Source organism: Faecalibacterium sp. An121 (assembly GCF_002160915.1).
Classification (GTDB): Bacteria; Bacillota; Clostridia; order Oscillospirales; family Ruminococcaceae; genus Faecalibacterium; species Faecalibacterium avium.
The window spans coordinates 118,041-127,277 of record NZ_NFLM01000008.1 but is presented as its reverse complement, the minus strand read 5'-3'; the positions used below and the strand labels follow the sequence as shown (position 1 = coordinate 127,277).

Sequence of the window (9,237 nt, the reverse complement as noted above, 5' to 3'; positions counted from 1 at the left end):
TCCTCCATGGTGCCCAGTTCGGGCTGGATGGTGCGGAAATCCGCCACGGCATAGCCGCCGTCGCTTTTGCCCCGGGGGCTGGCCAGCAGAGGCATCAGGTGCAGGTAATTGACCCCGCATTCCTGGATGTAATCGAGATGGCTTTCCACCCCCCGCAGGGTGCCGCCGAAGTTGTGCACATACAGCATCATCCCCAGCAGATCGTTCCGCTTGTACCAGTCCGGATCGGCCTCCCGGGCGGCGTCCCGGGCTTTCAGGGCGGCGGCGCGGGTTTCGGCATAGCCGTGCATCTGGCTGCACAGCGCATCGAACATCGGGCCGTTGTCGTACAGTTCCATGTACAGCCAGCGCAGCTCGTCGCGATGGCGGGCCAGGCGCTGCTGGAACAGGGCTTCTTCCTGCTGGGTCATAGGGATTCCGTCCTTTCGATCATGATCTGCACGGCGGGGAAATCGCCCTGCAGGATGGGCAGAGTCAGCCCGGCATGGCAGAGGGCCGCGCCGGTGTAGACACGCTCGGTGAGGGATTCGTGATAAAGGGCCTGGGGGTCCAGCCCGCGCAGCCGGACATGGATGGGCCAGGGGTTGGCCTGGGGGTCGATGACCACCACGCTCACCGCCGCCCGGCTCCGGTCGGGGGCTGTAAACTGCCATGCCGTGAAGCAGGTGTCGGTGACGGCGTCGGTCAGGCGCTCGCACCGGCCCTCCAGCAGCAGGGGCTGCAGCTGCTTGTATTGGGCGATCTGGACTTTGACCATCTCTTTTTCAGCGTCGGTCAGCTTCTGCAGATCCAGCTCGTAGCCAAAGGTCCCGGCCATGGCCACCACTGCCCGGGTGGAAAGCGGAGTGCTGCGTCCGGTCTGGTGGTTGGGCGAAGCCGAGACATGGCTGCCCATCGTGCAGGGCGGATACCCGAAGGAGGTCCCGTACTGGATCTTGATTCGGTGGATGGCGTCGGTGTCATCGCTGCACCAGATCTGGGGACAGTAGCAGAGCATCCCGGCATCGAACCGGCCGCCGCCCCCGGCGCAGCCCTCAAACAGAACCTGGGGGAAATCCCGGGTCAGTCGGTCCAGCAGGCTGTACAGCCCCAGCATATAGCGGTAGGCTGCTTCGCCCTGCCGCTCAGGGGGCAGAACCCGGCTGTAAACGTCGGTCAGATTGCGGTTCATGTCCCATTTGATGTAGGCGATGTCATGCTCGGCCAGCAGACGGTGAAACAGACTGTAAAGGTAGTCTACCACTTCAGGCCGGCCCAAGTCAAGGACCAGCTGACTGCGGCCGGTGGCCGGCGCCCGGCCCGGGATGGTCAGGGCCCAGTCGGGATGGGCGGCGTAGAGAGCGGTGTTGGTGCAGACCATCTCAGGCTCGATCCACAGGCCGAACAGCAGCCCCATCTCCCGCACCCGGCCGATCAGCTGGTCGAAGGTGCAGCCCAGCTTTTTCTCGTTGAACTGCCAGTCTCCCAGGCCGCTGGAATCGTCGCTGCGCTCCCCGAACCAGCCGTCGTCCAGCACCAGCATCTCCACCCCCAGGTCCCGGGCCTGGCGGGCGATATCCCAGATGCGCTGGGCGTCGAAGTCCATGTAGGTGGCCTCCCAGTTGTTGATGAGGACGGGCCGGGGCTTGTCCCGCCAGGGGCTGCGGATGATGTGGCGCTGCAAGAAGCGGTGGTACCGGGCCGACAGTTCGCTCAGGCCCTGATCGCTGTAGCAGAACAGCACCTCCGGTGCGGCAAACTGGCCGCCCGGCTCCAGGGTCCAGCTGAAGTCGTCGTCGCTGACCCCCGCTACCAGGCGGGTGGACTGCATCTGACTGACTTCGCATTCGATCTTGAAATTGCCTGACCACACCAGCATGGCCCCCAGGCATTCGCCCGCTTCCTCGGTGGTGTGGGGGGCGGCCAGGATGGCAAAGGGGTTGTGCTGGTGGCTGGAGGCTCCCCGGGCCGAGCGCAGGGTCTGGATGTTGTGGCTCAGGGGGACCCGCTCGGGCTGGCGCTCCATGCAGTGGCGGCCGTGGAAATGGATCAGCTCCCACGGACCGAAGGGCAGGTCCAGGCAGGCCGAGGCGGCCTTGTCCAGCCGGATGGGACCATTGCCCTCGTTTTCCAGCAGGGCGGCCCGGGTGATGACGTCGGCCTGGGCAAAGACGCCGTACAGCAGGGTGACGGTCAGGCCGTGGACGGCGTCCCGCAGTTTGAGGCGGAGGGTCTCGCAGGTGTCATCCTCCGCACAGGCGGCGGGCAGGCCGGGCAGGGTGTATTTACCGGGAACGGCCTCGGCCGAAACAAAACGGAGGTCCGCGGCCCGGCTGCCGTCGGGGCCGGCCAGGCGCAGACAGCCGATCCGGTAATCCCCTACGCCGCTGCCGGTGTATTCCTGACAGAGGGTGTCCAGGGAATAATCCCGCTGCCGGTCCATCCCGGCGGGCTGGGGAGAGAAGCCGCAGTCGGAATAAAACTCCAGGCCGCGCAGGTCGCTGCCGCCGATGGCGGGGCCATAATACAAGTGATGGACCACACCCTGGCCGTCGGCCCACATCTGATAACTGGTGTGGAGGGTGTGGAGGGTGATCAGTCCGGTTTCATGGTCGATGCGGATACTCATGACAGTATCCTCCTTACTTTACAAGATAAGCCGGAAAAGGGCGCCCAGCCATAGGGTGGACCGGGCGCCTTTTTCGGCGTGTGGCGCGGATGATATCAAAGGGGAATGCAAAAGCCTGGGATCATTTGCCGCCGGTCATGGCGATGCCCTGGATGAACTGCTTCTGGAAGATCAGGTACAGGATCACCATGGGGATCATGGCCAGCAGGCTGCCCGCCATCAGGACGGGGAAGTTGGTGGTGAACTGGCCGTTCAGGGTGGACAGGCCGGCGGAAAGGGTCATCATGTTCAGATCGGTGTTGCAGATCAGGGGCCACATCAGGTCCGAGTAGGCAAACACCGCAGTGAAGATGGCCAGAGCGGCCATGCTGGAGCCGGTCAGGGGCAGCATGACTTTGTAAAAAGCCTGCCATTTGTTGCAGCCGTCCAGATAGGCGGCCTCGGCGATCTCATTGGGGATGGCCAGGTACGCCTGCCGCAAAAAGAAGGTGCCGAAGGCAGAGACCAGGCCGGGGAACACCAGCGCAAAGATGGAGTTGGTCATGCCCACCTTGGCCAGCATCAGGTACTGGGGCGTGATGAAGATCTGGCTGGGCAGCATCATCTGGATCAGGATGATGGAGAACAGCAGATTTTTGCAGGGAAAGTGCAGTTTGGCGAAGGCGTAGCCCGCCATCGAGCTGAACACCACGGCGCACAGCACCCGCAGCAGGATCAGCAGGGCAGTGTTGATGTACAGGTTGACAAAGGGCAGACTTTCCAGCGCGGTGACAAAGTTGTCGAAATTCCACTGGCTGGGCAGGATCTGGGGCGGAATGGCCATCGACTCGGCCTGGGTCTTGAAGCAGGTCAGCACCATCCACACAAAGGGGAAGATCATGATGATGCTGCCGAGGATCAGGGCCGCATAGGTAAGAGCTTTGGTCACCCGCTTGGTGTTTTTCATGCTCCGGGCAGGAGCGGCGGTAGCAGTTGCAGTACTCATGTTTTACACCTCGTAATTGACCCACTTCTTCTGGCCGATGAACTGGACCAGGGTGACCAGGCCGATCAGCAGGACGGTCCAGACCACGATGGCGGCGGCATAACCCTTGTCGCCGGCGATAAAGCTCTCCCGGTAGAACAGGCTCATCAAGGTCTGGGCGTCGTTCAGCACGGGGTTGGAGCTGTCCACCATCATGTAGATCAGATCAAAGACTTTCAGCGAGCTCATCAGACGCATGATGAGGACCACAAAGAGGGTGGGAGAGACCATCGGCAGTGTGATGCTGAAGAACTGGCGGACCTTGGATGCGCCGTCCAGGTCGGCGGCTTCGTACAGACTGACCGAAATGTTCTGCAATCCGGCCAGCAGCAAAACGGCGTCGTAACCGATGTTGCTCCAGATCTGGACCACCGAGCAGGTGATCAGGACGATCTGGCTGTCGGTCAGCCAGCCGATGTTGGCGTCCAGCAGCTGGTTGATGATGCCGTACTGGGAATTGAAGATCCACTTCCAGACCATAGCCACAGCGGCGGGGGCCACCACCATGGGCAGGAAGAAGATGGCGCGGAAGGTGGTGCGCCCTTTGATCTTGCTGTTCAGCAGGACAGCTACCAGCAGGGCCAGAAAGATGCCCACCGGAACCGTCAGGATGCAGAAAAGGATGGTATTCCAGGTGGCCTGCCAGAACTCGGGGCTCTGGAACATCTCCACATAGTTCTCGATGCCCTCAAACTCGAATTCGCCGAAGGGCAGCGATTTGGAGAAGCTCATGTAAATGGTGTCAATGAAGGGGTAGATGTTCAGCACGATCAGGCCGATGACCGTGGGGGCCACCATGACAAGGCCCCAAAAAGCTCCGTCGCGGCCCAGCTTAGACGTTTTTTCCATGGTGTTGCCTCCTTATGCGTAGTATTCGGCGCTGGCCTCGTCGATGATCTGCTGCATCTCGTCCAGGCCCTGGTCGATGGTCAGCTCGCCGGTGTAGATCTTCAGCAGAGTGTCGCTGACCGGAGTCTTCCACTCGGGGCGGGCGGCGTTGTTGACGCTCTGGATGCCGTACTCCAGCATATCGACAAAGCAGGTCACGTCGATGGGGTATTCGTCAAAGACGCCCACCCAGGTATCCTCCAGGCCGATGTAGGCCGGGATGGCCGCGCCGCTCTCGCCCTGGATGCGCTGGCCTTCTTCACTGCCGAAGAACTTCAGCACATCCATGACCACATCCAGATGCTTGTTGGTGGTGGTAGTGGCGTAGGACAGGCCGTTGGAAATGGTGGCCCGGCCGTCACCGTTCAGGGGGTTGGGGCACTTGGGCAGGATAGCCACATCCCATTTACCCACCATTTCCGGGTAGTTCTGCAGCTCGGACAGGATGTTCCAGTTGCCTTCCAGAAACATGGAACCGTAGCCGGAAAAGAAGGCGGTGCCGGGGCTGGTCTCGGCAAAGTAGGTCTGGGTGGGGCACCAGTCGTTCTTTTGCAGATTGATGTAAAACTCCATCCCCATCCGGGTAGCGGGGTCATCAAAATTGGCTCGGGTCTTGTCCTCGGTCAGGATACTGCCGCCCGCCTGGTAAACGAAATTCCAGTAGCCCAGCTGGTCATCGCCATAGGCCATGTAGCCATAATAGCCGGTGGCATCGTAGATCTTCTGGGACGCTTCGCACAGCGTGTCCCAGGTCCAGGTGTCATCGGGATAGCTGACACCGGCGGCGTCGAACATTTCCTTGTTGTAAACAAGGCCAACGGTATCCTTGTCCTTGGGTACGGCGTACAGCTTGCCATCGGATCCGCTGGCGTTGGCCAGCGAAATGTCAGAGAAGTGCTCGGTCTCGACAATGGACGAGCAGTCGGGCAGCTTGCCGTTGTCGGCATACTTCAGGATCTCGTTGGTGTGCATCCAGAAAATATCGGGGGCCTGGCGGGCCATAGTGGCGGCTTCCAGCTTGGTCCAGTATTCGTTCCAGCTGGTGACCTGCACTTCGATGACCACCTCGGGGTGCTGGACGGTGTAGGCGTCGCACATGGCCTGCATCCCGTCCCGCTGGGCGACGTCCCAGATCTGGAACGTCAGATGCGTCTTGCCATCGCCCGGGCCGCTGCAGCCGGCGGTCAGGCTGGCCGCCGCCAGCGCGGCTGTGGCCGCAAGGAACGAACGGCGTGAAATCTTCTTCATAAGCCATCTCCTTTGAGTGTTGCCAATGGATGAGTGAGGACCTGCCCGGGAGGCGCCATGGGGAGCGTTCGGTCTCGTCATGATGACGAAACTGTGAACGAAAAATTGTGCGTTGTGCACATTGCACAATTTGTTCTCCCGTATTGCAGTATAATTATATAGTATGGAGACAAAATGTTGAATACCATAATGCAACCTTTTATATGCCAATTTCTAGGATACTAGGCCATTTTGTGAAAGTATGAACGCAAAACGGTATATATTCCCTTGACGGCTTGATATAATAGAATTAACAAAGCAAAAAACGGTTCAGATACATACCGGAGGGTATGGCAGCATGTCGCAAAAGCGACACGCTCCAGGGGGAACCCATTTCTGCGCGCAGCCGCGCGTCAGAAATTCCTTCCCCCTGGTATCCCCCTGGGGACAAAATTTAGCGCTGAATCATGCACTCGCCGCAAGACGGCTCGCACACTCTCAGCGCCAAATTTCCCTGTATGTGTCCCGTCCATCCGCACATGTCAGCTGGACGGGACTTTTTTGACAGTCTGACATACCGGAGGGTATGGGACGTTCCGCTGGCGAGGAGGATTGCGCATGGCCTGGGAAGAAAAAGGCCCCGAGAAGTTAAAATTCCATGTGTTCCGAGACGAGCGCTTCATCGACCTGAACCTTTACCAGTTTGGATGGGAGCGCACGTCCCCCACTCATTCCTATGGGCCCTATGCCCGCAATCACTACCTGTTCCATTATATCATTGAAGGGCGGGGCCAGCTGATGGCCAACGAGCAGGTGTATACCGTGACCCCGGGGCATGGATTCCTGGTGGTGCCGGGCCAGGTGACGACCTACCGCTCCGACTCCGCCGACCCCTGGGTGTACACATGGATCGAGTTCGACGGTCTGCGGGCCCATGAAAGCCTGCATCTGGCCGGCATCAGCGGGGCCAAACCCATCTACACCGCCCGCAATCCCGAAGCCGGCAGGGTGATCGAGGAAGAAATGCTGTACATCGTCAACCATGCCGGCGCCAGCCCCATCCACCTGATCGCCCATGGGTTTCTGTTTCTGGACAAGCTGGTCCAGTGTTCGGCGGGACGGCGCAGCGGCGGTGAGCGGCGGGTGCGGGATTTTTACATCAAGGAAGCCCTTACCTTCATCGAACAGAACTACCAGCGCGATATCTCCATTGAGGAGATCGCAGCGGTCAGCGGGCTGAACCGCAGCTATTTCGGCAAGGTGTTCCGGGACGCTGTGGGAGAAAGCCCCCAGGCCTATCTGCTGCACTATCGGATGGCCCGGGCCGCCCAGCTGCTGAAAGAGACCCGTCTGTCCATCGGTGAGATCGCCGCTCAGGTCAGCTACGACAACCAGCTGCACTTTTCACGCGCCTTCAAGAATGTCCACGGCGTCTCCCCCCGGGAATACCGCTCCACGCACCTGATCGATCCGGAAAAACCGGACAAAAAATAATGCAGGGCCCGTGATAAGAGGGCAAATGCGATCAAAAGGAAACGGGAAAGCCCCGCCCTCCGTGCCGCCACGGTACGGCATGGGAGGCGGGGCATGGAAGCCGGGCGCAAGCTGGAAGTGCCCGTTGCTTTTGCGCCGCATGCAAAAAAGAAAAGCCTTGAAAACACGATGTTTTCAAGGCTTTTTGTCTTGGTGGAGATAAGCGGGATCGAACCGCTGACCTCTTGAATGCCATTCAAGCGCTCTCCCAGCTGAGCTATACCCCCAGATGTTCCGTTTTGCGGGCCGCCGCGGTGGTGTTTGACCGGCGACGTCAGTTATTATAGCAAAGGGCGGGGAGAATGTCAAGCACTTTTTTGCCCAAATGGCGGAAAATGGGGATGGCTGGCGGTGTTGTCTAGGATACTTCCTTATAGATGTAAACTTTTATGCATATTGCTGGACAGGACGCGGATACAGTGTTAGAATGTCAGTGTAAGCCCGCAGCAAGGGGCTTGCAGAGGAGGACATGATATGCAAAAGAAAAATCAACTGCTCCGGATCGGCTCCATCCTGATGATCCTGGGGGCTGCCATGGCTATGCTGATGGCTATGGCGACGGCCAGCACTTTGGATATGGGGATGTCCACGGTGAACAGCCTGACCCAGGACCCTGCATTTATGGCTGACCTGGAGGCCACCGGCATGACGCTGGACCAGGTGCTGGCCGCAGCCAAGAACCTCCTGACCGCAGTGATGGGCATGATGGCTGTATTCAATGTGATCAAGATCGTCGTAGGGGCTTTGGGTTTGCGCAAGCTGCAAAGCGGTACCGTCTACTTTACCGGCTGGGGGATCGCCTTCCTGGTGTTTGGCGTGCTGGGTCTGCTGATCTTTGGGGTAAACAATCTGATGGGCATTGCCAACCTCCTGGGTGGTCTGGCAGGCCCGGTGCTGTACATCGTTGGCGGCGCCCAGAACAAAAAGGCCCTGCAGGCTGCGGCTCAAAGCGAGGAAGAATAAGCCATCCGGGCACACAGCCCGGTTGTGGGACGCTTTGCCGCACAGAAATGGTTCCATACACACAGAAACCGGCCCGGGCAGCGCGCCCGGACCGGCTTTTTTGTATCTTGATCAGATGTTGGGCATCTTGGCAGTGGGCATCATCAGGACCTTGCCGGTGCCGCGGTAGACGTTCACCAGACCCTCGCCCGAGGCGGCCGAGCCGATCAGGCTTTTGCCCGAGCGCTCCACCGAAAAGTTCAGGGTCTTGCTCCAGGCAATGGCGTAGTTGCCGTCGATCTTGAGCACGTCATCCTGAAGCGCGATCTCGATCAGCTCCTCTTTGGGGCAGTCCGACTCGATGCAGAATACACCCCGGCCGTTGAGGCTCAAATTGAACAGGCCCTCGCCGCCGGCCACCGCCGACGAGAAATTGGAGCGCATCACTGCTTTGTGCTGCAGGCTGGACTCACAGGCCAGGAACAGCCCGTCATCCAGCACCACGCCGCCGCCCCAGTCTGCGGCGTCCAGCAGGATCAGATGTTTATAGGTAGGTTCCAGCACCAGCACGCCGCTGCCGGTATACTCGGGCTTGATGGCGGACTCGCCGGTGGTCTTGCCCCGGACGGCCTTGCCCAAAAAGTCGCCCACGCCTTTGATGCCGGTGGTGGCGTTCACGTCGCCCAGCATCCACTGCATACTGCCCGCCTGGATGGTCACAGGGGCCCGGTTCAGGTAGCAGACCAGCTGGCGCTTTTTCACGTTCATCTGGGCGCTGTAATAGGCGGTGACGGCGGAATTTGGAGTGACGCTCAGGTCGCGCTGGTACTCGATAACCTGGAAGGCCCCCAGAGCGTCGATGATCTTGACGTCGTCGTTGTCGGTAAAGTTTGTGATCTGATACATACTGTGCCCTCCTTGCAGGCAGGTGGATGGCGGTATGGCTCCATTGTAGCAGGCTCTGGCGGGATAGGCAAGATACCCGCCTGGCGCGCGATGAAAAATACAACAGGTC

The 9,237-nt window shown here is 59.8% G+C and carries 8 protein-coding genes and 1 tRNA gene; 2 read left to right on the top strand and 7 right to left on the bottom strand.

The features are described from left to right. The 5 genes from B5E66_RS06440 to B5E66_RS06420 all read right to left on the bottom strand — a co-directional run. Positions 1–410, bottom strand: a 410-nt coding sequence (locus B5E66_RS06440; protein ID WP_242958113.1) for an alpha-amylase family glycosyl hydrolase, incomplete at its 3' end; no start/stop codon positions are given. Then, positions 407–2,608, bottom strand: coding sequence for an alpha-galactosidase (locus B5E66_RS06435; RefSeq protein WP_087230292.1), 2,202 nt, complete (start codon positions 2,606–2,608; stop codon positions 407–409). The genes B5E66_RS06440 and B5E66_RS06435, both read right to left, overlap by 4 nt. A 121-nt stretch (positions 2,609–2,729) precedes the next feature. Beyond that, positions 2,730–3,554: a carbohydrate ABC transporter permease gene (locus B5E66_RS06430; protein ID WP_191427128.1), complete on the bottom strand. Its 825-nt coding sequence runs from the start codon at positions 3,552–3,554 to the stop codon at positions 2,730–2,732. A 42-nt stretch (positions 3,555–3,596) separates the two neighbouring features. Then, on the bottom strand, positions 3,597–4,481 hold the full coding sequence (locus tag B5E66_RS06425) for a carbohydrate ABC transporter permease (RefSeq protein ID WP_087230286.1): 885 nt from the start codon (positions 4,479–4,481) through the stop codon (positions 3,597–3,599). Between the two features lie 12 nt (positions 4,482–4,493). Further along, entirely contained in the window at positions 4,494–5,768 is a 1,275-nt protein-coding gene (locus B5E66_RS06420; RefSeq protein WP_087230283.1) for an ABC transporter substrate-binding protein, read from the bottom strand. 597 nt (positions 5,769–6,365) lie between these two features. On the opposite strand from B5E66_RS06420, the gene B5E66_RS06415 reads away from it, so the two are divergent. Further along, entirely contained in the window at positions 6,366–7,241 is an 876-nt protein-coding gene (locus B5E66_RS06415) for an AraC family transcriptional regulator (RefSeq protein ID WP_087230281.1), read from the top strand. A 190-nt stretch (positions 7,242–7,431) separates the two neighbouring features. Here the strand turns inward: B5E66_RS06415 and B5E66_RS06410 are convergent. Continuing rightward, positions 7,432–7,507, bottom strand: a tRNA-Ala gene (locus B5E66_RS06410). A gap of 247 nt (positions 7,508–7,754) precedes the next feature. Between B5E66_RS06410 and B5E66_RS06405 the strand changes: the two genes are divergently transcribed. Beyond that, positions 7,755–8,243, top strand: a complete 489-nt coding sequence (locus B5E66_RS06405) for a hypothetical protein (protein WP_087230278.1) — start codon at positions 7,755–7,757, stop codon at positions 8,241–8,243. 111 nt (positions 8,244–8,354) lie between these two features. Here the strand turns inward: B5E66_RS06405 and B5E66_RS06400 are convergent, their stop codons facing one another. Further along, positions 8,355–9,128, bottom strand: a complete 774-nt coding sequence (locus tag B5E66_RS06400) for an AIM24 family protein (protein ID WP_087230275.1) — start codon at positions 9,126–9,128, stop codon at positions 8,355–8,357. Between the last annotated feature and the right edge of the window lie 109 nt (positions 9,129–9,237).